Genomic DNA, 24,724 nt, shown 5'->3' on the forward strand with positions numbered 1-24,724 from the left:
TGGTCTACCACTCTCCCATCTGGCAAGAGCCCCAGCGCCATCATGTTGCGCATATCGCGCAAACTTGAGTATTAACAAGGTCGGCGGAACACTCAGGCTGTCGGGCTCGACAAGCACCGGGGTTATCCGCATCTCCTTGAACGGGCCTCAGTCAAAAGAGAACGCCAAGCCCCTCGTCGGGCAGTGCGGCACAAAGGCCTTATCACCTGTTGCAATCCTGGGGAGCCCCCGGCTCACACCAGCCCGTCGGCATGCTGTGGATCAATATTGCGTCAATTGATGTTGGCCGCTGCATTTTAAATGCACTTACAATATGTGCCCAATTATTGTTGGATTCCCTTGATGCTCAGCCAATGTAATCGCCTATTCCTGTTGACCCTGCTCCTGCTCTGCTGCGGGACGGTGCAAGCCAATACCAGTCTGAATGAGGACGAGTTCGATCTGTCTGAGCGCGCCTGGCTGTCAGCACACCGGGAGCTGATCATCGGCATACCGGTGATGGGTGACCCCCCATACAGCTATAAGGATGCAGATCTGCGCTTTACCGGTCCGATACCCGACATTGCGCAGCAGATCGCCAGAAAGCTCGGCTTGACCCTGCGCTACAAGGCTTACCCCTCCTACGCCAATGCGTTGGCCGGGCTTGACCACGGCGAGGTTGACATGTTTATCAACTACCAGCCGGGTGAACAGTGGCGAGCCAATATTGTCTCCATCCCGTTTTTACTCTCCATACCGCGCGGCGTGTTGCTCAACAATGACAAAACGGAGCTGTCACAACAGGATGCCCGTACATTGCGCTGGGTCTGTGTCACGGGGGTCAGTGCTTGCAGTGAATTGAAAAAAATGGGATTGCCGCACGTGGCTGAGGCAGAGAGTCGCAGCGAAGCCGCCTTTATGCTCAAGCAACGGATAGCCGATGCCTATCTGGCCGATATGCCCTCGCTGATGATGGTGAAAGAGCAGCACCCCAACGCAGGCTTCACCATTGCCACCCCGGAATGGGTGAGCAGCACCGCCCTCTCCATCAATATGAGCCAGAGTGACCAGCCACTGGTCAGGCTGGTCACCAAGGCATTCAACGAGATCCCGGTTGAAGATCGCCGTCGCCTGCTGGAGGCCACCACCACGAGCCCGCATGCAAATGCAGGAGAGATTAAAACCGTCCAGTTTACCGCCGAGGAGCTGCAGTGGCTGAGCCAGCATCCGGTGCTGACCTACGGTGTCTCACCCAACTGGGCATCAATGAGCGAGTTTAACTACCGCGGCAAACTGGTTGGCCTTGTCGGCGATCTGGTGGAGCTGATGCATCAATACTCCGGTCTCGACTTCGCTCTGGTGCGCACCAGTAGCTGGATCGAAACCCAAAATCTGCTCAAGCTGCAGCAGATCGATTTTATTCCTGCCATCACACCAACCAGTGAACGCAATCAGTTTGCCCTGTTTACCCCCAGCTATCTGTTTGTCGATCGGGTCGTCATTGGCCCCAAACGCAGTGCCGATTTACCCGGCATCAACTCATTGCGGGGAAAGCGGGTCGGCATGGTAGATGGTTCGATAGACAGAGACGTGTTAATACGCGTTGGGGCGCATCCAGTCAGGGTCAATGATGACAACAGTTTGCTGGCACTGCTGGATAAAGGGGATGCCGATTATCTCCTGCTCACCATGCCCTCCATGAATAGACGGGTCAATGAGCGTTATCATATCGTCTATGCCGGAAAGGAGTTGCGATTGCCGATGGCCATTGCGACTCAGAAAGATCCATATCTGCAGCGGATCCTCACCAAGGTGCTCTATGCCATTCCCCCCGGTGAATTTGACAAACTGGAGAAGCGCTGGCTGTCGATGAACCTGCAGACCGGGCTCAATACCGAGATGGTTCTACTCTGGTTCAGCGTCGGCAGCGCTGCGGCTGTGCTGCTTTTTGTCCTGTTCTGGATATGGAACCGCACCCTGAAATCCGAGATCGTGCAGCGCAACCGGGCAGAGAAAAAGCTCAACGAACAGTTGGCCTTTGTCCAAACCCTGCTCGACTCCTTGCCCAATATGGTGATCTTGCGGGATCGCCAGCATCAAATGACCTTGTGCAACCGGGCATATCGCGAGCTGTTTATGGGTCCCGGATCCGATGACAATGGCTGGGGCCACATGCCCCGGGAAGAACGGGAACAGATGCTGCGCGAAGAGTTGGCCGTCTGGGAAACCGGCGAGGTTTTCGAAGGGTCCGGCTACACGAATCGACCAGATAACGAGCCACTGCATGTCGTCTATGTCAAATTGCCCTACCGCTCGCCGGATGGAGAGCTGCAGGGGGTATTGACGGTATTGACCGATGTCAGTGCGCTCAAAGCCGCCGAAGACAAGATCCGCGAAGTAGAAGCCAGGCTGCGGGACATTACCGACAGCATGCCGGGTCTGGTCTATCAATATCTTTGGCAGGGGGCCGGCAAGGGGAGCTTCCTCTATCTATCCCAAGGTGCCAGCGACATTCTGGGGATGACCCATCAAGAGTTGATGGCAGCAGAGTCCGGCGGGGTGATCTTCGGCTTGAACGAAGAGGCACTGGCTGCTTTTGTCGATGAGGTTGCCATACACGCGCGCACCCTTGAGCCACTGGATATGGAGTTGCTGGTGCCGTCTGTCTTGGGCGCTCGCTATATACAGATCCGCGGCAACTTTGTGGCGCAAGAGGGCGATGACCGTTTGCTTAACGGCGTGGTGCAGGACATCACCGCCCTCAAGCAACAGGAGCATGAACTGCGCGATGCGCGCGCCGCAGCCGAACAGGCGATGCAGGCCCGCAGCCGTTTTCTGGCGACCATGAGCCATGAACTGAGAACCCCCATCTCTGGCATGCACGGCATGCTGGAGTTGCTGCGGATGAGCAAGCTCGATGATGATCAGCGCTATCTGCTGCGCAATGTGGAGAACTCGGCCAATAACCTGCTCTATCTGGTCAACGATATCCTCGACTTTTCCAAAATCGAGGCGGGGCAACTCTACCTCAATTACCAATCCTGCCGTCTGCAATCCGTCGTCTGCGACGTGATCCGCGGCCATGCCGCACTGGCCTACAGCAAGGGGCTGAAGGTCACGCTGCAGTGGGAGGAGACACTCCCCGATCTGGCCGATATCGATCCGGTCAGGGTCGGCCAAGTGATCTCCAACTTGCTCAATAATGCGGTGAAATTCACCGAGCGAGGCGCTATCACGATACGAGCCAATTACCATGAACAGCAGCTCTCCATCACGGTAGAGGATACCGGGATAGGTATCGCCAAAGAGAAGCTGGGACTGCTCTTTACCCCGTTCGAGCAGGTGGAATGCGATATCAATCGGCGCTTTGGCGGCACCGGACTGGGTCTGGCCATCTGTGACCAGCTGGTGAAGAAAATGGGGGGCACTCTCGCGGTCAGCAGTCAGGCTGGCGAGGGGTCCTGCTTCCGCTTTACCATCCCGCTGACACATTGCCTGTGGGAGCCGCCAGCCCTGGCCGGCAGCGAATGGTGGTTTCTCGGCAGTGATCCAACCCTGCAAGCCATCATGAAACGGCTCGGTGCCAACTTGATCCCGCTGGATGTAAACCAGTCAAGTGGCAACTGGTGCGGCTTGCTGCTGGCCGAGGAGTCGGCACTGGAGGCAACCCTGGGCAGTGAGTGGCAAGCCCTGTTGCAGCGCGATTCACTGAAAGGCGTGGTGGTCTCTCCTCGCGAAGCACTCCGCGGGCGCATGGGCTCCGAGAACTGGTGGCGGCTCGGCCAATCCCCGCTCTATCCGGATCTGCTGCTCGAAAGCTGCCGCGATCTGCTTACCGGACGCACCGTGGCCACAGGCACCGCCACTATCGAGCCGTTGAGCGGACGGGTGCTGGTGGCCGATGATCATCTGGTCAATCGGGCACTGCTAGCCCGCCAGCTGGCGATCCTGGGGGTGAATTGCGAGGTGGTTGAAAATGGCGAGCAGGCACTTCGAGCCTGGCAAGCACAGCATTTCTCCCTGCTGCTCACCGACTGCCATATGCCTGTCATGGATGGCTATACCCTGACCCAAACCTTACGGGCCCAAGGGGAGCTCGCCCCTATCATAGGGGTCACAGCCGACACATCGGAGGAGGCATCTACCCGCATGGAGGTCGTCGGTATGAGTGGTATGCTATTCAAACCCTATTCGCTGGAATCGCTAAGACAGATGCTGATCCGCTGGTTGGCAGCCCCCGCAGCAGAGCCCGCTCCCCCTGTGGAGCAACCTCCCGGCATCCAATTGGCAGAGCGCTGGCAGGGATTGTTTGGCGATGAAGTGGTAGCCAGGAGCATGGCGGGCGAGTATCTGCGCTCAAACCAGGCGGATTGCAACGAGATGATGGCTGCACTCTTGTCCGGTGATACCCAGGAGTTGGTGGAGATAGCCCACCGCATAAAAGGGGCGGCCAGAATGGTTGGCGAGGTGCCGCTGGCAGAGCAGGCGGCGCGGCTGGAGTCTGCTGCCCGACTGAAGCAACTGGGTGAGCTGGACAGCCTGGGGCAAGGTGTGCAGGCGATAATGAACCGGATTGAACAGGAGATGGGATTGTGGCTCGATGAGTAAAACGGCAGACGAGTTGGTCATCATGGTGGTCGAGGATCATGCGTTTCAACGCAAGACCCTGATGCACCAGATACGGGCGCTCGGTTATCAGCAACTGCTGGAGGCAGCAGACGGCATCGAAGCACTGGCGCTGTGTCAGAGCCACACCGTCGATATCCTGTTCTGCGATCTGCGGATGCCCGGCATGGACGGCATGGCGCTATTGCGCCGTCTCTCTATCGGTGGCTTTCGCGGTGGCATCATCCTCTCCAGCGCGCTGGAAGATGATGTCGTCGATGCCGTGCTGCGCATGAGCGCGGCCTATGGCCTCCATGTGCTGGGCCGCATCGAAAAACCCTCCAGCCAGCAACGGCTGCAGCAATTGCTCGACTCCTGGGCCCCCAAATCAGCACCCTCGGGCAAAGAGGATGGCCTCACTCTCTCGGTGGACGAGCTGCGTCGCGCGCTCGACAACGACCAGCTGCTGCCCTGGTATCAACCCAAGGTCGCCTTTGCATCCGGCCAATGGGTGGGGATGGAGGCGCTGGCCCGCTGGCAGCATCCGGAATACGGGCTGATCTCCCCCGGCATGTTTATTCCGCTGGCAGAAAAAAACGGCCTCATCGACCAGCTGACCGATGTCATCATCAACAAGTCGCTGCAGGATTGCCATCTGTGGGAACAGACCGGCCTCTCCCTCAATCTGTCGATGAACCTGTCGACCACCTCGTTGATTGAGGGGGATCTCTGTCACTTTCTGATCAACCAGTGCCAGCACTGGGGGGTCAATCCAGAACTGATCACCCTGGAAGTGACCGAAAGCTCGTTTGTCGAGGATATCGGCAAGGCACTGGAGGTGCTGACCCGACTGCGGATGCACGGCTTTGGCCTCTCCATCGATGACTTCGGCACCGGCTACTCCTCGATGCAACAGCTGGCGCTGCTGCCGTTTACCGAGCTGAAGCTTGACCGCTCGTTTGTCGATCGCTGCTATGCGGATCCCTCCCGTCTGGCCATCATCGAGTCGAGCATCGAGCTGGCCCGCAAGCTGGGGCTCAAGTCGGTCGCCGAAGGGGTGGAAGATGTGCAGACCTGGCAACTGCTGGCCAAGCTGGGGTGCGATATCTGTCAGGGCTTCTTTACTGCCCGTCCGATGCCGCGCAACGAACTGCAACAGTGGCACCAGATTTGGCAAGCGAGATTACCTACCTTGCTCTCTGACTGATCCCGCGGGCGCATCTCCCCTGAAAAGGGGCATTTGCAGCCACGAGGCATACAACGGCTGGCCGCTCTCCAACATGGCGGTCACCTCGCAAGAGGTGGCCGCCTTTTGCTGGGTAATATGTCCACCCCCTCCATTCCTATGCGGCCCGGCCTGATCGCTCTTCCGGCGACGCCCAACGCCCCAATACATTCAAAATAAGTTGCAAAACATGCAACCTGACAACCAATCATTGGTAACGTAATACACCACGGCAAAACCAGAATGAAGCCTGGAAAGAGGGTAAATATGTTACTAATAGACTGCTATATATGGGATAAAGCTGAGTTCACTCAACCTGCGAGATGTACGACACACAATCTGAAATCGTTTTTCTCTTTAGGCCGATAACCTGTCCAAAATCAAATAAAGTTGTAAATAATTTTTGCTATGGTGAGCGCATAGCAAGCGACGTCCCTGTCGCCTCCCCTGCTGGCTACGCCAGATGCAGCATTTTCTGCGCCTTGAAAGCGAGTTTATGACGCCATGATCACCATCACCCTCGATGGGGCTCAGTTGACGGTTGACCCGACCCAGCCCCTGCTCCAGATAGCAAAACAGCACCACATTGACATCCCCTCCCTGTGCGGTGACAACACCAGCGGCCCCAAGACGCCGTGCGATCTTTGCGTGGTGGAGATTGCCGGGCTTGGCATCCGCCGCGCCTGCGAGACACGCCCCGAGGCAGGGATGGTGATCACGACGCAAAGCGAGGCCCTGAGCACACACCGCCAGCAGGCGCTCGGTCGCATCCTCTCGGATCACTACGCCGATTGCGAGGCTCCCTGCCAGCGCGCCTGCCCGGCCGGGGTGGACATTCAATCCTATCTGCACCACATCGCCATGGGAGATCACCAGGCGGCGATGGCCGTCATCAAGCAGACCCTGCCGATGCCCCTCTCCATCGGCCGGGTCTGCCCTGCTTTCTGTGAGGCACAGTGCCGCCGTGCGCTGGTGGATGAGCCTATCGCCATTCGCCACCTCAAGCGCCATGCCGCCGATCTCGATCTGGCCGATGCAGCCCCCTATCAACCGGCAAAGAAGCCAGCCAAGGGCAAACGGGTGGCCATTATCGGCAGTGGCCCGGGCGGCCTCACCTGCGGTTACTATCTGGGTTACGAGGGGTTCGAGGTCGACCTGTTCGAGGCGATGCCCGAAGCGGGTGGCTGGCTGCGCTACGGCATTCCCGAGTACCGGCTGCCCAAGGCGATCCTTGATCAGGAGATCGCGCTGATGTGCCAAAGCGGTATGCGGATCCACACCAAGCAGCGACTGGGCCACCAGATCACCCTCTCGGCACTGTGCCGCGACTATGATGCGGTCTGTCTGGCGGTTGGCGCCTCCAAGGCGGTGCCGATGGATTACCCGGGCAGCACCCTGGCAGGCTGTTATCTCGGGGTCGATTACCTCAAGGATCAGATGCTGGCCAAGCGGCTCACCACCGGCAAGAGGGTGGCGGTGATCGGCGGCGGCAACACCGCCATCGACTGCGCCCGTACCGCCATTCGGCTGGGAGCGGAAACCACCCTCATCTATCGCCGCACCCGCGCCGAGATGCCCGCCGAAGCGTACGAGATCGACGAGGCGGAGCACGAAGGGGTGCGCTTCATGATGCTCACCAATCCGGTGGAGAATCTGCCGGACAGCCGTGGTCGCGTCTGTCAGGTGCGTCTCGAGAAGATGGCCCTCGGCGAACCGGATGCCTCCGGTCGCCGCCGCCCCGAGCCCACCGGCGAGTACCTCATTGAAGAGTTTGATACCGTGATTGCGGCGGTCTCCCAACAACCGGATCTCAGCTTTATGGAAGGGGAGCCCCTCACCCTCCCCTTCACCCGCTGGCAGACGCTGGAGTCCCATCCCGAGACCATGCACAGCGGTCACGGCAACCTGTTTGCCATCGGCGATCTGCGCCGCGGGCCCGCCACCGCCATCGAGGCGGTCGCCGATGGCCGCAAGGCCGCACTGGCCATCGACCAGTTCCTCCATGGCAACATGGTCGATCCGGTGCACCCCTTCAACGCCTGCAAGGCCCCCAAACTCAAGCAGGTGGATCCCGCCCAGTTTGCTCACCTGAAAAAAGTCGCCCGCAGCATCATGCCTCATTTGGCAGATAAGGATCGCGAGGGCAGCTTTGCCGAGGTTGAGCGCGGCATCAGTGACCAGGATGCCCGCAGCGAAGCCAGCCGCTGCCTGGAGTGCGGCTGTCAGGCCAACACAGATTGTGCCCTGCGCGACTACGCCACCGAATACAAGGTCGACCAGCGCGCCCTCGATAGCAGCCAGTGCCAGAAGTTTGCAGTGGATAACAGCAGCGAATTTATCGTGTTCGATGCCAACCGCTGCATCGGCTGCGGCCAGTGCGTCCAGACCTGTGGTGAGCAAGCGGTACAAGGGGTGCTGCACTTTGCCAAAAACAGCGATGGCACCCTCTCGAACCGCCCGCAGTTCGATGCCGGGCTGGCCATGGGCGACTCCCACTGCGTGCAGTGCGGCGCCTGTGTACAGGTCTGCCCCACCGGCGCCCTGGTGGATGCCCGCGACAAGTCGCAGGGGCGCACCGAGCTGCTCACGCCGGTCAATACCATCTGCACCTACTGCGGGGTCGGCTGCGGCGTCACCCTCTATGTCGATGAGGCGCACAACCGCATCCGCTATGTGGAGGGGAACCGCAACTCGCCGGTCAATCAGGGGCTGCTCTGCGTCAAGGGGCGCTTCGGGTTTGACTTTATCCAGAGCGAGGAGCGCCTCACTACCCCGCTTATCCGTAAAAATGGCGAGCTGGTGCCCGCCAGCTGGCAAGAGGCCATTGAGCTGGTTGCCGAACGCTTCACCGCCCTGCGCCAGCGCTATGGCAGCGATGCACTGGCGGGTTTCTCGTCGGCCAAAACCACCAACGAAGAGAACTACCTGTTCCAGAAGTTCATGCGCCGGGAGCTTGGCACCAACAACGTGGATCACTGCGCGCGGCTCTGCCACGCCTCCACTGTCACCGGGCTGGAGGCGTCGCTCGGCAGCGGCGCCATGACCAACGACATCCCGAGCATCGACCACTCGGATCTCATCTTCATCATCGGCTCCGACACCTCGGCGGCCCACCCCATCATCGGCTCCCATATCAAGCGGGCCGTCACCGCGGGCAAGGCCCGGCTGGTAGTGGCCGATCCGAAGCGGATCGAGATGGCGGACCACGCCAGCCTCTATCTGGCCCATCGCCCCGGCACCGACGTGATGCTGCTCAACGGGTTGATGCAGCAGATCATCCAGCACGGCTGGCACGACCAGGCTTATATCGCCGAGCGGGTGGAAGGGTTCGAAGCGCTGCAAGCGGAGGTGCTCTCCCCCGCCTATGCACCGGACAAGGTGGCCCTCGTCACCGGCGTACCGGCCGAGCAGGTGATCGAACTCGCGCGCCTCATCGGCACCGCCGAACGCACCGCCATCTACTACTCCATGGGGATCACCCAGCACACCACCGGCCACGACAACGTGCGGGCCATCGCTAACTTGCAACTGTTGTGCGGCAACATCGGCATCGAAGGGGGTGGCATCAACCCGCTGCGGGGCCAGTCCAACGTGCAGGGAGCTTGTGACATGGGGGCGCTGCCCAACTGCCTCCCCGGCTATCAGAAGGTGGCCAACCCCGAGGTGCATGCCCGTTTCGTGGCCGCCTGGCAGCAGCCAAACTTGCCGCGCACGCCCGGCCTCACCCTCACCGAGACCATCGATGCCGCCTGCGCAGGCAGCCTCAAGGGGCTCTATGTGATGGGGGAGAACCCGGTGCTGAGCGATCCGGATCAGCATCACGTCATCGAGGGGCTCAAGCAGCTGGAGTTTCTGGTGGTGCAGGATATCTTCCTCTCCGAAACCGCCCAGCTCGCCGATGTGGTGCTCCCCTCCTGCTCCTTTGCCGAGAAGAGCGGCCACTTCACCAACACCGAGCGGCGGGTGCAGCGCATCTCCCCCGCCCTCAAGGCGCCGGGTGAAGCGCGGGAGGATTGGTGGATCATCCAGCAGATCGCCAACGCCATGGGCGGCGACTGGCGCTATCAAAACCCGCAGGAGATCACCGCCGAGATCTGCCGGGTCACCCCGCAATACGCTGGCATCCAGTGGGATAGGGTGGGACCGGAGGGATTACAGTGGCCCTGCAACGACGCGGCTCCCGAAGGCACTCGCCTGCTCCACAGCAAGCAGTTCACCCGTGGCAAGGGAGCGATGGTCGCCACCCCGTTCCGCTATGCCGCCGAGCTGCCCGACGAGACCTATCCCATCGTGCTCACCACCGGCCGCCTGCTGGAGCAGTTCCACACCGGCACCATGACCCGCAAGACCAAGGGGCTCGACAAGCTGGCTGGCCCGCGGGTGATGATGAGCGTGGTTGACGCCGAGCGGTTGGGCATCAGCAACAGCGAGAATGTGAAGGTCACCAGCCGCCGCGGCCATATCGAACTGCCCGCCTTCGTCACCAAACGGATGCAACCGGGGGTGGTCTTTATCCCGTTCCACTTTGCCGAAGCACCGGCCAACCGGCTCACCATCAATGCCACCGACCCCCACGCCAAGATCCCCGAGTTCAAGGTGGCGGCGGTGCGCATCGACAAGCTGACCAGCCCGCTCCCCTCGGCACCACAGCCAGAGATGGAGATAGCCTGACCGCAGACCAGGTAACGCGCTGGATAATCCGCAATAAAAAGAGCCACCCAACGGGTGGCTCTCTGTTCGTCGAACGGCAAATCAATAAACGACATCGGATAATAAAACGATGCTCTCAGAGAGAGACTCAATTATTGCAACATCTGCGATGTCGCCTTGTTTCTATCCTTGCATGTCGAATCGGTACAATCCCAGGAACGGAATGGAGATACCGTGACTTGATGATTCAGCGCCTGACTTGAATCAAAACTCAACGTCAACCCACTGAACCGGTTTACCAGACGATAGCTACCATCTCGTTGCTCACGGCCATCATTACGGCTTTGCACGGTCGATACTTTGACCCACTGTGAGTTCAAACAGGTATCCGAGGTTTCAGCCCCCAAGCAAGGATCTGCAACCAACCCAACCTCTGCCCCCCAACGCCTTGAGTCATTGACACCACCCGGCTCAGTAATGCCCAAGTATCTTTTTTGCTCCATATGTCCTGCCGGATAAGCCACAACATGGTAATAACCATCTTGCCGGTTCACGAGCCCCCAAGAGAGATCGCCATCATCCTGTCCATGCTTCACCGTCAGATTGAATCGACTATCGGCTGTCAGTACCTCGCCATCGCGATTACGTAACAGCTTTTCCTCTATCCGCGCTTGATTATCTGTGCCAGTTTTTTGAAAGGTAACGTCAATATATTCAGCACCATATTGCTGACATTCAATATAACAATATGTTCTGGTTGTTTTACCCACAATGAAATTTGACAAGGTTTGTACTTGCGGGTCCATCATGAAGCGATACCAGGATCGAGTCACATAATTATTGAGTGTTACTAGCTTTGCCCACTTCTGGCTTGACAAACTCTCGGTCACATAAAACTCCAACGGAGCCTTCTCTCCATTTCCCACCCCTGATGAAGGTTCCGGTGTGGCAATATATTTGCCCAGATAGCTATTCCATGCGACATTGGCAACCCGCAAGGGGGAGTTGACCAATTTCCCCTGGGCTACCAATTCTGATGCCGTGCCGACCATAGCGACAGGGTCATACTCGGGTGAAAAGTATCCATTGGCTGACACATCTACTGAGACAATATTACTGGCAGCCCCGGCATTACCCAGAGAGTAATCACCAGTATTAAACTCTTCCCATCGTCCATTATGAAACTTCCGCCAACTGGCTGGTGACATCTTGCCTGACATTGGCGCTCTCATGACATGCTCTTGCATAAATGAGCTAAACCCTGTCCAGCCAGAGAGGTTCTGTACACGACTGGTGTAGAATATGTAAAAATATCCTGATGCATAATCGACAAACAGCCGGGGATCGCCACCGCCATAATTGTAGGTCTGACCAAGCGTTTCTTGTCGAGAATCTTTCATACCATATTGGGAGGTTTGGATAACATCAGTTACTGCCCAATTCACTCCTTTATCCGTGGACTTCACCAGTTCAATCGCATCATATCTTGGAGTCAGACCAAAGATTTCATCGTGCAACAAGCCATACCAATCACCACTATCCGGATCTACCCACACATCCATTAAACCACAATAATTTATATAATTATAACCAGTCCCCTGTGGTTGTATACGCCTCATTAATGGCGTGTTGGTGCACAATGGAACGGTATTTTGAACTGTTGCTTGATCATAAATGCCTTTAATCTCATCATAATTGCGTGAGTTGTTCTTGAAAAGTTCATCTGCGCCTTGATAATTTTTCTCACTGAAAAAACGCCAAGCGTGATCAGCATTATTTGGATTATACTCGTTGTATTGTGACAGGGTATCATGATAGAAATACTTTCCTGTTTCATCAATAAATGAGAAGCCGGGCGAGTCATTCCCTAAATGAACCGCTACCGGAGGTGTGTGTGTAGCAGTAACGGCAGCATTGGCATACTGAACAGATAAACAACTTAACCCAATTATCCCTCCAGCAACAAGTTGTGAACATATTTTCATCTTAAACTCCATGTTATAAGAAGATATGACATTGCCTGCTACACGCAGGAAATACCACCATTAAATTACATGCAGGTAACTCTATTTTTATACTTATCAATATTACCTTTATTCACTTCAGCTGCTTGTAACGCATTGACAGAACGCCATAACAGCGGTTGTTTATCCAGCTTGATAGTCTGTTTGACACATTCACATACCAAGCTATTCAAGATAGTAAAGCCAATCACGGAAGAAATTGATCCGGTTGAAAAGTCATGATTGGGCACCGGAATAATTGCATCTCCTGGCACGCCCCCCATATCAAGCACATAATCACAAACATCTTCCAGTTTTTTACCGCTCTGGTGCCTTGATGACACTGCGCGAGTAAATGCAAAGGAAGTCAAACCAATCACGGTCAAACCTCGTTTTTTACCCTCCATGGCAAATTCAACCGGTACCGGATTTCGGCCAGAGGTAGATACCACAATCAAGATATCGCCTTGACGCAACTCTTTTTCACCATCGAGCGCGATAGCTGCCAACCCATGTTGCCGTTCAGCAAAAGTACTCATCGGAGCATAGGGAGACAGTGCCAGAACAGGTGGTAAAATCGCATTGACTTGTACCAGTCCTCCGGCACGGAAATACATCTCATGGGCAAACATTTGCGAATGGCCACAGCCTGTAACATGGATCATCCCATCATTTATAATTGAATTGGCCATCGCTACAGCACACTGTTCAATTACCTCTTGCTGATCTTTCACCGCATCAATATGTTGTAGCAAGTCAGTCAAATATTTCTTGTACATATAACCATCTCCAATTACAGGCAACTCACACGGCCTTTCATAGACAAAATATGCTTTTTATTGATCGCATCACCACGATCCAGATTTGAACTAACCCAAACTGGTGGTGTTACCCCAGCCTCAGCCAAATTGCATACCGTCTGTGTCACTAATGCTTGAATAACTGAGAAACCAATAATGGATGATACCGGGCAACATTTTTCGGAGAGCCCATCCAATTCGATGACCGCATCACCATACGGAATGTTGAGATCAATCGTAATATCTGCGATATCACTCAAAAACAAACCCGAAGAGTGCTTTGGTTTTGTCCGTTTGCTGAACTCCATCGATTGCAAGGCGATCACCGGAAGCCCGCGCTTTTTGGCCGCCAAAGCGATATCTACCGTCGGAATTGTACGCCCTGCAATCGAGGCCAAAATGACACAATCCTGTACAGTCACATGCTGGTCTTCAAAAATAGTCGTCCCAACACCTTCAACTTCATAAATATGATCTGAATAAGCCTGAGTACGCGGTGCGGTAGAATAAATATGTGGTAGCAGAGGGTTGATCGGCACCAAGCCACCCGCGCGATAAAATGTTTCCATCGCATAGATATGGCAGTGACCACCAGAAACATGGATAACACCATCATGCTGCACTGCATTGCTCATCAGTTTCGCAGCATTCTCAATGTTACTCCCTTCATTCGCTATCACTTTCTCAATAATGGCTTTACAGCTATCTATATACTTAATCATGTTGTCCTCTCATATATCTATTAAAGTATTCCGACATAATGCAGTAACACTGAACCAACAATCATGCCCAGCATCATTTTGACAGGTGATAGCCCACGCATAATCAGCTTGTAGCACCCGATGACGACAATAAGAGGCAAAATATTCGGCATTATTTTGTCTAAAATTCCATCCTGGATATTCAATACTGTGTCACCGAGATGAATTTCAGCACCAAGTTTGACCCTGACAAATGATGCTGTGAGTGCGCCTACCACTGTCAGACCAAGAATTGTTGCACCACGACTAAATGCATCACTTTGCTGCTTCAGAGAGCCAAGCGCATTGAGCCCTAATTTGTAACCATAGTTAAACAGCGGGATGTAGATCGAAAATCTAACCAGGTTAAAGAGCAACAGGAAAATAAGCGGCGCGATATAAACTTTATCCAATGCCAAGGCTGCTGCAATAGAAGCTGTGATAGGCAATATTGTCAGTTGACACATTGCATCACCAATCCCGCCTAATGGTCCCATCGCCGCCACTTTGAAAGAGCGGATGGTTTCTATTGGTTGCTTGCCTTTTTCCATGGCAAGGATAACCCCTTGCATGAAAGTAACCAGCCAAGGTGCAGTATTGAAAAACTCGTTATGCAGCTTCAATGATAATGAGAGGTCATGCTTATTTTTATGAATTCGCTGCAATGCCGGTAACATCGCATAGAGGAATCCGGATGATTGCATCCTTTGATAGTTAAATGAAGCCTGAACCCACAGCATCCGCAGCCAGGACTGCCTCATAATCTTCTGGTCCAGCACTGCGTTAGTGTCCTGGTCAAGATACTCTTCATTGTTCATCATTTTTTCAGTGTGCTGTGACATATTAAATGCCCTCATCCATTTGTTCATTGTCAAGCGGCGTTACTTTGTTTTTGCTATTCTTGCGCTCGGCATGATTAAAATAATCGATAATTGCGACAGACAAACCAAGAAGCGCAACAGCGATAACGGGCAACTTCAAAAATGTCGCACAGACAAAGCCGATGATGAAAAATGGAGTATATTTTTTCTCTTTCAACATCATCTTCAAAAGCATGGCAAAACCCAGTGCCGGCATCATGGCACCAGCGATGCTTAACCCTTCTATGATGACTTTCGGGACCTGTTCAACAATTGTTTTTGCAACCACATCACCAAAGTAAGTCGGGATAAAGGCACAGATAAAGAAGGTGAAGAAATAGGCTGCCATCCCCAAATAGTTAACTCGTTCGATCCCTTTCACATCACATTCGCCAGCCATCTTGTCGACTTTATTCATCAAGGTGGCAAAACCAGTAAATTGAATAACGGTTAACTGTTGCATCAGGATAGCAAATGGTATTGCCACACCGACAACTGCACTTGGGGACAATCCAGACTGGATCCCGAAAACAACACCAACTGCCGATCCGATAGTGACATTAGGGGGTTGAGCGCCCGCCAATGGCATTAAACCAAGCCAGGCCAGCTCTAACGTCGCACCAATTAACAAGCCTGACTCAATATCACCCATCAGCAGGCCAACAACCGTCCCGGTTACAATAGGCCGACCAAACATCAACCCGGAGCCATAATAATCAAGCCCGGCAAAGCCGACCCACAGGGCGATGGCGAATACAGTTAAAATATCCATATTTTCACCTTACAAGTATTGTTCAATATTTATGGGAGTATCTGATGGGTTACGTTGGATGGTGCAAGAAACCCCGAGACCAACCAACTCTCTGAATGTGCTTTTATCATTATTATCCAGCGACACAGTGGCATGAACCTGTTCTTTTCCTTCCTTGTAGTGCATATTGCCAACATTTATTTTCTTAATCGGCACACCACCTTTAACAAGGGTCAAGGCATCCTGAGGGGTACGAACAAGGATAAATATTTTTTGATGGTCCGCAGCTTTATGAATGACATCAATCGTTTTCTGCAAACTGAAAAAACGGGTATCAAATTCACCAGCCGACATTTTTGCCAATGCTTGTTGTGCAGGATCTTGCGAAACCGCGTCATTGGCAAAAAGAATCAGGTTGCATCCAGAATGAGGGCCATGACCTACCGCGACTTGACCATGTAAGCCTCGCTCATCGATTCGGGTATAAACAATATTTGGCATAGTGCTAGTCCTTTATTTCACGTTACTAATATCGGTTTTTATAATTTGTTATCGCTCATACACATGCGGATTTTCGCTTCGACCACCTCTTCCATGGCTGCCATGGCGGGGACCAGATACTGGCGCGGATCGCTGGCATCCGGATGAGAGCCAAGGAAGGCTTTCATGGCATCGGCGAAGGCGATCTTCAGTTCGGTCGCGACGTTGACCTTGCAGATCCCGAGTTCGATACAGCGGCGGACATCGGCTTCCGGCACACCGGAGGCGCCGTGCAGTACCAGCGGAATATCCACCTGCTCGCGGATCGCGGCGAGGCGGGCGAAGTCGAGGCGGGGCTCCTCCTTGTAGAGGCCGTGGGCGGTGCCGATGGCAACGGCCAGCGAGTCGATACCGGTGCGGCGGACAAACTCGGCCGCCTTCAGCGGATCGGTAAATTTGGCATTTGCGGCATCGACAATGAGGTCATCTTCCTGACCACCCAGCTGGCCCAGTTCAGCTTCGACGCTGGCCCCCATGCGGTGGCAGAAGGTGACCACACTGCGTACTTTCTCGATGTTCTCTTCAAACGGAAAGTGCGAGGCATCGATCATGGCCGAGCGAATCCCCGCTTCGACCTTGCTGTGGATGTCCTGCTCGTCTTCATGATGATCCAGATGCAGCACCAGCGGGATGCGGTACTCATGGGCCGCGGCCTGACAGATGGAGACCAGATACTCAACCCCGGCATGGCGATAGGTGCCCGGGGTACCAGCCAGGATCACCGGTGAACGCATGCGCGCTGCCGCGCGAGCCACAACCTGCACGGTTTCCAGGTTGTGGATGTTGAAGGCGGGCACGGCGTAACCGCGGCGCTGGGCATCTTTGAGCATTTCATGGGAAGAGATCAGATACATAGTGACTCCTGTGCGTCCTGATTGACGCGAGATCCTGAGAAAAGGGTGACGAAGTGAGCGGGGTCTATCTCCCGGCCAGCCACCCAGATGTGTTGTTGAGTAAGTTCAGTGGTAAGGGCGAGCAGGTTGGCCTGTTTGCCGACGGCCAGTGAACCGAGACGATCGGCAATACCGAGCATCTTGGCTGGTGCCAGTGATGCCATCCGGATGGCATCGGCCAGCGGGACGCCCGCCAGATTGACCATGTTGCGCACGGCGTCGAGCAGAGTGAGGGAGCTGCCAGCCAGACCGCCGGCCTCGGTGCGCACCACCCCCTCTTTCATCTCGACCCGGTAGTTGCCGAGCAGGTAGTGACCATCTGGCATACCAGCGGCCCGCATCGCATCAGTGATCAGCAGCAGACGCTCACCGGCGCAGCAGTGGCAGAGTTTGAGCACGCTTGGGTGGAGATGATGGCCATCTGCGATCAGCTCCAGCCAGGCATCGGGATGGACCAGGCCAGCACCGACCATGCCGGGCTCCCGGTGGTGCAGACCACGCATGCCATTGAAGCAGTGCACCAGCCCGGAGGCGCCCGCCGACAGCGCCGCCATGGTGGTGTCGTGATCCGCCGCAGAGTGGCCCAGCATCACCCGGATGCCGTTTGCGGCAAGATGACGAATGGCCGTGATGGCATTGGGCTTTTCCGGTGCCAGCGCCACCACTTTCAACGTGCCGCGTGCCAGCTGTTGCAGCCTGTTCAGCTCGGCAATCTCCAACTCCCGAAACAGCGCCTGATCGTGGGCCCCCTTGTTGGTCGGGGTAAAATAGGGCCCTTCCAGATAGCAACCGAGCAGCTCGGCACCCGGCATGCCGCTGGCAACGCCATCGGCAATGCGGGCAACGGCCTGCTCAAGATCGGGTAGCGGGGCGGTGACCGTGGTCGCGAGAAACGCGCCGACACCTTCCGCCGCCTTGGCCATCGACAGGGTGCCGAGGGCCTTGCTGTCGTTGTCCATCACATCCACCCCGGCGCCACCGTGGACATGACCATCGATCAGGGCCGGTACCAGCAGATCGACATCCCGCACCGGATCGCCATCTGTGATGGGGGCGATTGCGGTGATGATGCCCCCTTGGTGGGTGAGCGCCTGATGCTCCAGCCAGCCCTGCTCGGTCAGCAGGCGGCGAGCACGGATCCGTGAAGCCATTTAAATACCCTCCTCGACCAGGCTTGCTTCTGCCTGGCGATCTTTTTGCATTTCATCTGCCAGTGAAGTGAGGCCACGGTGGCCGCAAGCGAGGGCCTGGACACGGAATTCACTGACACTCAGGCCATCACGCTCCAGCAGCATCTCCAACAACAGCTGGAGATTGGTTCCGGTGATCACCTCTCGTTTGGGTGCTGCCATTGATAACAAAGAGGCCACCCGGAAAGGTGTTCCCCCTAGCAAGTCAGTGAGAAACACCACACCATCACCCTGCTCTACTGCCAACATGGCCTCTGCAAGTTGATGCTCCAACTTGCTGGTGGTTGATGATTCGGGAAAATCAATTGCCGCCACATATGGCTGTTCACCGAGGATCTGCTCCATTGCCTTTGCCAGTCCGCTGGCAAAACCGCCATGCCCCGTGATGATGATGCCCAACATGTGACTCACTCCTTTTTCTAATGATTAACAACAAACAGACCATGAAGAATGGAAACGTTTACAAAAATAAATATGCAATATTTTCAGATGCATAGTGATTAATTCTTATAGTGATTTCTGCCCGTTGATTCTCATTCCTGACTTTTATAGGGATAAATATTTACCCCTTGTACGACCCGGTTGACGTGCCCGGTCGGGCAGGGATTGTCCGGGCTGATACCAAGACTCAACGAGGTGTAGAAGGCATAAAACTGGGCATAGAGCAGGTAGCAAAAGGAGAGCTGGGCATCATCACCCTGCAGGGTGTGGGGCAGATAGATGTGCTCACCCTCTTCGATACGGGGGTCATGCTGGTCAGCAATGGCGACCACCCGGGCGGCCTGTCCGTCGCCCCGCAGTTCGCGCAACAGATCCAGATCATATTGACGGGTATAGGGGTCATTGGAGATGAGCTGGACGATCAGGGTCTGTGCATTGACGACGGATTTGGGGCCATGGCGAAAACCGGTTGGAGAGTCAAACAGGGCGACCAGCCGACCACCGGTCAGCTCCAGCAGCTTGAGCGCCGACTCCTGGGCAACCCCTTGCAGGCTGCCACTACCAAGATAGATAACCCGTTGTGGCAGCGGTTCATTCCATGCAGGCACCTGCTGAACAACCTGATCAAGGATCGCTTCACTGACGCCAACCAGTGGGGCGCAGGCCTGCTGGTTGAACTGTGCTGGCAGGAAGACGGCAAGACAGCTCAGCATCATGCTGGTCAGGCTGCTGGTCATGGCGAAGCTGCGATCATTGGTTTGTGGCGGCATCAGCAGGGCCAGAGAGCGGGCATCTTGCTGGCAGCGGCGATAGAGCGCCCCTTCGCCGTTGCAGGTGAGCACCAGATGATGACAGTTGCCGAGCAACTGGCTGGCCAGCTCAACGGTGGCCACGCTCTCCGGGCTATTGCCAGAGCGGGCGAACGAGATAAGCAGAGTCGGGCAATCCTCAGCCAGATACTCGGCCGGATCGGTGACAATATCGGTGGAAGCAATCGCCTCGAACCGGGTATTCAGGCGAGCAGAGAGGTAGGGAGCAAGCGCTCGTCCCGCAAAGGCAGAGGTACCGGCACCGGTCAGGATCACCCGCAGATTGCCATGGGAGCGCAGAGGGGCAAGAAAGCGATCCAGCGCATTGCGACACTCCTCCACCATGGCAAGGGTCTCCCGCCAGGTTGCCGGTTGTTGATGAATTTCACGGGCTGTCGCCAGGCCGTTGGCCGTGCGCAGCATCTCTTCTGGATAACCAAGGATCATGTCTACAACTCCTTAAACGACAGGGTCGAGCTGGGAAAGACAGGGGCAGGCTGTGCCGCAAGCGTTGGCATAGCTGCGCAACACCTCCTGCACCTGATCAAGAATGAGGTCATGGGGATTGGCCGACAGCGTGCCCAAACGTACCTTGCGGTACTGCAGGGGCAGATGCTGACTGAGCAGTGGCAAGGGGATGGGCTCTGCGGCCAGGTTGGTGAGCAATCTGGCATAGCACTCATCGACGCGCGCATCGGGCCAGTAGTAGCGAATGCGGTCTGAGTAGCTGTAACCGCGAGCGAGTCGGCATTCGTTGGCACTGCCCTGATAGTGGCTGCGCCAGAAGTCGGGGCGATCCAGCATGGTCTCTTCCATTACCTGGCGCAGACCCGAGCACGCCTTGGCGACAACCAGCTCCTCTTCGATGGCGGCAAGGGCAAACAGCGCTTCACGCAGGGCAAAGGTGAGGGCCGGGCCGACCTTGAGAATGGCAAAGTGGTCGCGAACCAACTGACGATAAGCCTCGGGGGTCTGGTAATCGGTGGAGTGAGCCTCGAACACCAGATGGGGGTAGGCTTCGATCATCCGGCTCAGTGGTGCCGCTTTCGCGGGTTGGTAATCGATGATGTGGGTGTGGTCAAACTCGACCCCGGGCTGCACCACCAGCCCGATCACCCGTGGCCAGATATGGGCCAGACCAACCTGAGCGAAGGCTTGCTGGTGTGCCTCCAGGGTATGGCGTGCCGCTTCCGGGGTGGTGACGGCCAACTCGGCCAACTCTTCATGAGCACCGCCCGGCACCGGCACCTCGGTGCCAATCACATAGACCAGATCGCTCTTGCCAAAGGTGGCCAGACAGGTTTGCTCGGCGATCTGCGCCAGACGGGCGGCCCGCTCTGCGACCAGCTCATCGGTCAGCGGCACCGGATCACCCTGACAAGACATGCTGCAGTCGAGATGGATCTTCTTGAAACCGGCGGCGACATAGCAGGCAATCAGCTTTTCGGCATGGGCCATGGCCTGCTCGGCTGGCTCACCTTGCCAGCGGTTGGGACCAAGGTGATCCCCCCCGAGAATGAGTCGGTGCGCCGGAAAGTGGCACTCGGCAGCCAGTTGATAGAGGCGATCACGAAAATCGGCCGGAGTCATCCCGGTGTAACCACCGAACTGATCCACCTGATTGGAGGTGGCCTCGACCAGCAGCAGTTGATCCCCTTCGGCGGCCAAGCGCAACGCGGCCTCCAGCACCAGCGGGTGAGCGGAGCAGACGGCATAGATCCCGACCTGTTCTCCCTGTTTATGTCTTTCGACCAGTGCCAGCATGGATTTCATTTTGATCTTCCTTCGTTGCTCTAGATGAAAGTAACCTTTCACTTCGTTTTCTTTACCCTAGTGGCGATACAAAGAAAACGAAACAAAAGAGTTCTATCTTCTTGAGAGGGATCACAAAAAGAAAGACACTGAAAGCTGCCGGGCGATGGGAAATGAAAATATTGCTGTGGAAAAGCTTAGTAATGGCTTGATTTGACTCTGCCGCTGAGCGTTAATATGAAAACGTAACGAAGTGAAAGAACATTTTCACCACAGCACTCCGGCAGAAGAGACTATGCAAACAACAGAAAGAAGCACGCTCGGGACCAGCGAGCGGCGGGAACGGATCATTCAGCAACTGCGCAGCAATGGCAGCGTTCAGGTCAATGAACTGGCCACCCACTATCAGGTGTCGACCGTGACCATTCGCAACGATCTGGCATTCCTGGAAAAACAGGGGGTCGCTGTACGCGCCTATGGTGGCGCCCTGCTGTGTGAACCCAATCAGGCCGTACCCGAGCGAACCATTGCCGACAAGAGCGTGCTCAATACGCCAGCCAAACAGCGGATCGGCGCGCTGGCGGCCACACTGGTACCGCCCGGGTGTCGTCTTATCCTCGACTCGGGCACCACGACGCTGGAGGTGGCGCGTCATCTGCGCGAGCATCAGGAGATCCTGGTGATGACCAACGGCATGAACGTGGCCAATGCACTGCTGGAGGCGGAGGGGGTCGAGCTGCTGATGACCGGCGGTCAACTGCGCCGCAAATCACTCTCGTTCTATGGGGCGCAGGCCGAGCAATCCCTGCAAAACTACCATTTTGACCTGCTGTTTCTCGGGGTGGATGGCATCGACCTCGAGCGTGGTGTCAGTACCCATCACGAGGATGAAGCGCGCCTTAACCGCTGCATGTGTCAGGTCGCCGAGCGGATCATCGTGGTCACCGACTCCAGCAAATTTGGCCGACGCAGCCTGCACAAGATTATCGATACCCCGCGTATTCATACCCTGATCACCGATGACGCCCTGCCAGCAGACGTGCTGACTGGCTTGCGTCATGCCGGGATCGAGGTACTGCTGGTACCGGCGGATCCCCACTGATCGCAGCAGGATTGCGTTAGCCCCCGGACACTAGGGTCAGGGTCATACCGATACTCATGCGGTCACCTCTGGCGAGTAACCGCAAACCGGGGTGACCGGCCAGATGGTGGGCATTGGCGGCATGGCTCTGGGGCTCCAGACAGACAAAGCCACTCCCCTCATCGGGCTGGTAGAGCATCAGGAAGGCACACTCGCTTGCAACCAGCAGGCGCTGCTGGCGGGTTGGATGGTCAATCTCGGCCTGACCGCGCCAGCCGCCGTAACAGTGGTTGAGCCACCCTTGCGGGCGAGCCCACTGGCGAAAGTCGAGGTGGGGCGCCAGTCTGCTCGACCAGTCGGTCGGCAGATGATCCGGCCCCTCTTGCCAGACGCCGCTCGCCAGAAAGCGAATGCGGGTCTGCGAGTCGCGCCAGAAGAAGGGGTGGAAACCGGCGCCGTAGAGGCAGGGGCTCTCCCCGAGATGGGTCAGGCTGATCCGCGCCACCAGGCTCGCCCCCTGCAGCCGATAGTCGATCTCCGCCAGATAATGAAAGGGGCCATTCTGGCTGGTGAGCTGCAAGGTCACCGAGCTGTCGGTCAACGCCACCGGTTGCCAAGGCTGCAACCAGCCATCCCCATGCAAAAAGAAGTCGGGATCGAGCTCGCTCGCGGGCAACGCACACGCCTCTCCCCACAGTTCAAACCGGTTGCCTGCGACCCGATTGGCCAGCGGCACCATGGGAAACAGCGCGCTCTGCCCGGGATGCCAGGGCTGTGCCGGGTCCGTGTCGCGCAGCAACGGGCGCCCTTTGTCATCCTCCAGCCCCAGCAGGCAGGCCCCTTGTGCAGAGACCCGCATCCGAAGATGCGGGTTGTTTAATGTGTATACCGTCATGCCGAGGCGCTCGCCTTGGTCGGCGTCAGTTCGACCTTGCCTTGGGCCAGCTGGGCTTCCAGCGCCTCCAGCGTGACGCCCTTGGTCTCGGGCACCTTGCGATAGATAAAGATGAGACCGGCGAAACAGATAAGGCCATAGAGCAGGAAGCTGCCTGCGGCGCCCAACCCGGCGTTAAGCAGCGGGAAGGTGTAGGTCAGCACGAAGCAGGCGATCCAGAGCGCCAGGGTACCGGCCGACATCGCCAGCCCGCGCACACGGTTGGGGAAGATCTCCGAGAGCAGCACCCAGGTGACCGGCGCCAGCGTCAGGGCATAGATGGCGATCGCCGCCAATACCAGCAGCAACACCGGCAGCCCCAGTACGCCTGTGGCATAGGCCGCCGCCATCATGCCGTAGATGATGGTCAGCCCCGCCGAGCCAATCAGCATCAGCTTGCGACGACCAATCTTGTCCACCATGGGCAGCGCGATCAGGGTAAACAGCAGGTTGATAAGACCGGTGGCGACGATGGATTTGAGGGTGCTGTTGATGTCAAACCCGGCGGAGGCAAAGATCTCCTGCGCATAGTTGAAGATGACGTTGATGCCGCACCACTGCTGGAACACCGCCAGCACAATCCCGATGATGAGGATCGGCCGTACCGAGGGTTTACCCAGCTCCGCCAGCGAGACCTTGTGGGTCTCGCCCACCAAGGTCTGACGAATATCGGCCAGGGTCTGCTTGGCATAGGCATCCCCGCCAATCTTGCCGAGCATGCGGGAGGCTTTCTCATACTGACCATCTTTGGCCAACCAGCGCGGCGACTCCGGCACGAAGAACATCAACACCAGAAACGCCAGCGCAGGTACCAGTTCGGCACCGAACATCCAGCGCCAGCCGGACTGACCATTCCAGGTCGCCAGAATATCGGCCTGAGTGGCGTTGCTCGCCACCGGATCGGCGATCATCAGGTTCACCAACTGAGCCGCCAGCACCCCGATGACGATGGTGAGCTGGTTGATGGCCACGAACTTGCCCCGCTTGTTGGCCGGGCTGATCTCGGCGATGTACATAGGCGAGAGCGCAGAGGCCAGACCGATGCCGATCCCGCCGATGATGCGATAGACCACAAACAGATCGAAGTTGCTGGCAGCAGCCGTGCCCCACGCCGAGATGGTGAAGAGGATGGCGGCCAGGATCAGCGGCTTCTTGCGACCGAAGCGGTCGGCTGACCAGCCGGAGATGGCGGCCCCCAGCACACAGCCCACCAGCGCCGAGCTCATGGCCCAGCCGGACTGGGCCGGGTCGGTGATGGCGAAATAGGCCTCATAGAATGGCTTGGCCCCGCCAATCACCACCCAGTCATAACCAAACAGCAGGCCACCGCAGGCGGCCACCAAGCAGATCATCCAGATGTAGCTCATATTGAGCCCATTCGTATCCAATTGATTTTTCGTGCGTTCCATGACTCATCCTTATCATCTTGTCGATTGTAGGGTGCAGTGGCGCCCCTCACCGTGGCGGGGCG

Annotated in this window: 17 protein-coding genes; 4 read left to right on the forward strand and 13 right to left on the reverse strand. The window is 56.5% G+C overall.

Annotation, left to right across the window (positions count from 1 at the left end; genetic code table 11):
* Positions 1 to 342: 342 nt before the first annotated feature.
* The 3 genes from LD28_RS0106930 (at position 343) to fdhF (ending at position 10,480) form a co-directional block, all read left to right on the forward strand.
* Complete coding sequence (locus tag LD28_RS0106930; RefSeq protein ID WP_033136259.1) at positions 343 to 4,587, forward strand: ATP-binding protein; 4,245 nt, start codon at positions 343 to 345, stop codon at positions 4,585 to 4,587.
* A complete protein-coding gene (locus LD28_RS0106935) occupies positions 4,580 to 5,791 on the forward strand; it encodes an EAL domain-containing response regulator (RefSeq protein ID WP_033136260.1) in 1,212 nt (403 codons plus the stop codon). Before LD28_RS0106930 ends, LD28_RS0106935 begins: the two co-directional genes overlap by 8 nt.
* 522 nt (positions 5,792 to 6,313) lie before the next feature.
* On the forward strand, positions 6,314 to 10,480 hold the full coding sequence (fdhF, locus tag LD28_RS0106940; protein ID WP_033136261.1) for a formate dehydrogenase subunit alpha: 4,167 nt from the start codon (positions 6,314 to 6,316) through the stop codon (positions 10,478 to 10,480).
* Between the two features lie 131 nt (positions 10,481 to 10,611).
* Here the strand turns inward: fdhF and LD28_RS22895 are convergent, their stop codons facing one another.
* The 11 genes from LD28_RS22895 to kbaZ all read right to left on the reverse strand — a co-directional run bounded on the left by LD28_RS22895 (position 10,612) and on the right by kbaZ (position 21,259).
* Positions 10,612 to 12,444: a hypothetical protein gene (locus LD28_RS22895; RefSeq protein WP_156120129.1), complete on the reverse strand. Its 1,833-nt coding sequence runs from the start codon at positions 12,442 to 12,444 to the stop codon at positions 10,612 to 10,614.
* Positions 12,445 to 12,509: 65 nt separating this feature from the next.
* On the reverse strand, positions 12,510 to 13,241 hold the full coding sequence (locus tag LD28_RS0106950) for a sugar isomerase domain-containing protein (protein WP_033136263.1): 732 nt from the start codon (positions 13,239 to 13,241) through the stop codon (positions 12,510 to 12,512).
* 14 nt (positions 13,242 to 13,255) lie between these two features.
* Positions 13,256 to 13,984: a sugar isomerase domain-containing protein gene (locus LD28_RS0106955; protein ID WP_033136264.1), complete on the reverse strand. Its 729-nt coding sequence runs from the start codon at positions 13,982 to 13,984 to the stop codon at positions 13,256 to 13,258.
* A gap of 20 nt (positions 13,985 to 14,004) precedes the next feature.
* Positions 14,005 to 14,844 carry a PTS system mannose/fructose/sorbose family transporter subunit IID gene (locus LD28_RS0106960; protein WP_050514270.1) on the reverse strand — a complete coding sequence of 280 codons (840 nt, stop codon included), beginning with the start codon at positions 14,842 to 14,844 and terminating at the stop codon, positions 14,005 to 14,007.
* Between the two features lies 1 nt (position 14,845).
* Complete coding sequence (gene agaW / locus LD28_RS0106965) at positions 14,846 to 15,634, reverse strand: PTS N-acetylgalactosamine transporter subunit IIC (RefSeq protein WP_033136266.1); 789 nt, start codon at positions 15,632 to 15,634, stop codon at positions 14,846 to 14,848.
* Between the two features lie 9 nt (positions 15,635 to 15,643).
* Positions 15,644 to 16,114 carry a PTS N-acetylgalactosamine transporter subunit IIB gene (gene agaV / locus LD28_RS22165; RefSeq protein ID WP_081959448.1) on the reverse strand — a complete coding sequence of 157 codons (471 nt, stop codon included), beginning with the start codon at positions 16,112 to 16,114 and terminating at the stop codon, positions 15,644 to 15,646.
* 38 nt (positions 16,115 to 16,152) lie between these two features.
* Positions 16,153 to 17,007: a tagatose bisphosphate family class II aldolase gene (locus LD28_RS0106975; RefSeq protein WP_033136268.1), complete on the reverse strand. Its 855-nt coding sequence runs from the start codon at positions 17,005 to 17,007 to the stop codon at positions 16,153 to 16,155.
* Positions 16,998 to 18,197, reverse strand: a complete 1,200-nt coding sequence (nagA, locus tag LD28_RS0106980) for an N-acetylglucosamine-6-phosphate deacetylase (RefSeq protein ID WP_033136269.1) — start codon at positions 18,195 to 18,197, stop codon at positions 16,998 to 17,000. The genes LD28_RS0106975 and nagA overlap by 10 nt, the downstream gene beginning before the upstream one ends.
* Complete coding sequence (gene agaF / locus LD28_RS0106985) at positions 18,198 to 18,638, reverse strand: PTS galactosamine/N-acetylgalactosamine transporter subunit IIA (RefSeq protein ID WP_033136270.1); 441 nt, start codon at positions 18,636 to 18,638, stop codon at positions 18,198 to 18,200.
* Positions 18,639 to 18,769: 131 nt separating this feature from the next.
* Positions 18,770 to 19,933: an SIS domain-containing protein gene (locus LD28_RS0106990; RefSeq protein ID WP_033136271.1), complete on the reverse strand. Its 1,164-nt coding sequence runs from the start codon at positions 19,931 to 19,933 to the stop codon at positions 18,770 to 18,772.
* A 12-nt stretch (positions 19,934 to 19,945) separates the two neighbouring features.
* Entirely contained in the window at positions 19,946 to 21,259 is a 1,314-nt protein-coding gene (kbaZ, locus tag LD28_RS0106995; protein ID WP_033136272.1) for a tagatose-bisphosphate aldolase subunit KbaZ, read from the reverse strand.
* Between the two features lie 274 nt (positions 21,260 to 21,533).
* On the opposite strand from kbaZ, the gene LD28_RS0107000 reads away from it, so the two are divergent.
* Positions 21,534 to 22,340, forward strand: coding sequence for a DeoR family transcriptional regulator (locus LD28_RS0107000; protein ID WP_033136273.1), 807 nt, complete (start codon positions 21,534 to 21,536; stop codon positions 22,338 to 22,340).
* Between the two features lie 16 nt (positions 22,341 to 22,356).
* Here LD28_RS0107000 and LD28_RS0107005 read toward each other — a convergent pair whose 3' ends face one another.
* Entirely contained in the window at positions 22,357 to 23,214 is an 858-nt protein-coding gene (locus LD28_RS0107005; RefSeq protein ID WP_033136274.1) for an aldose 1-epimerase, read from the reverse strand.
* On the reverse strand, positions 23,211 to 24,662 hold the full coding sequence (locus tag LD28_RS0107010) for a sugar porter family MFS transporter (RefSeq protein WP_033136275.1): 1,452 nt from the start codon (positions 24,660 to 24,662) through the stop codon (positions 23,211 to 23,213). Before LD28_RS0107010 ends, LD28_RS0107005 begins: the two co-directional genes overlap by 4 nt.
* Between the last annotated feature and the right edge of the window lie 62 nt (positions 24,663 to 24,724).

Source organism: Aeromonas finlandensis, assembly GCF_000764645.1.
GTDB lineage: Bacteria > Pseudomonadota > Gammaproteobacteria > Enterobacterales > Aeromonadaceae > Aeromonas > Aeromonas finlandensis.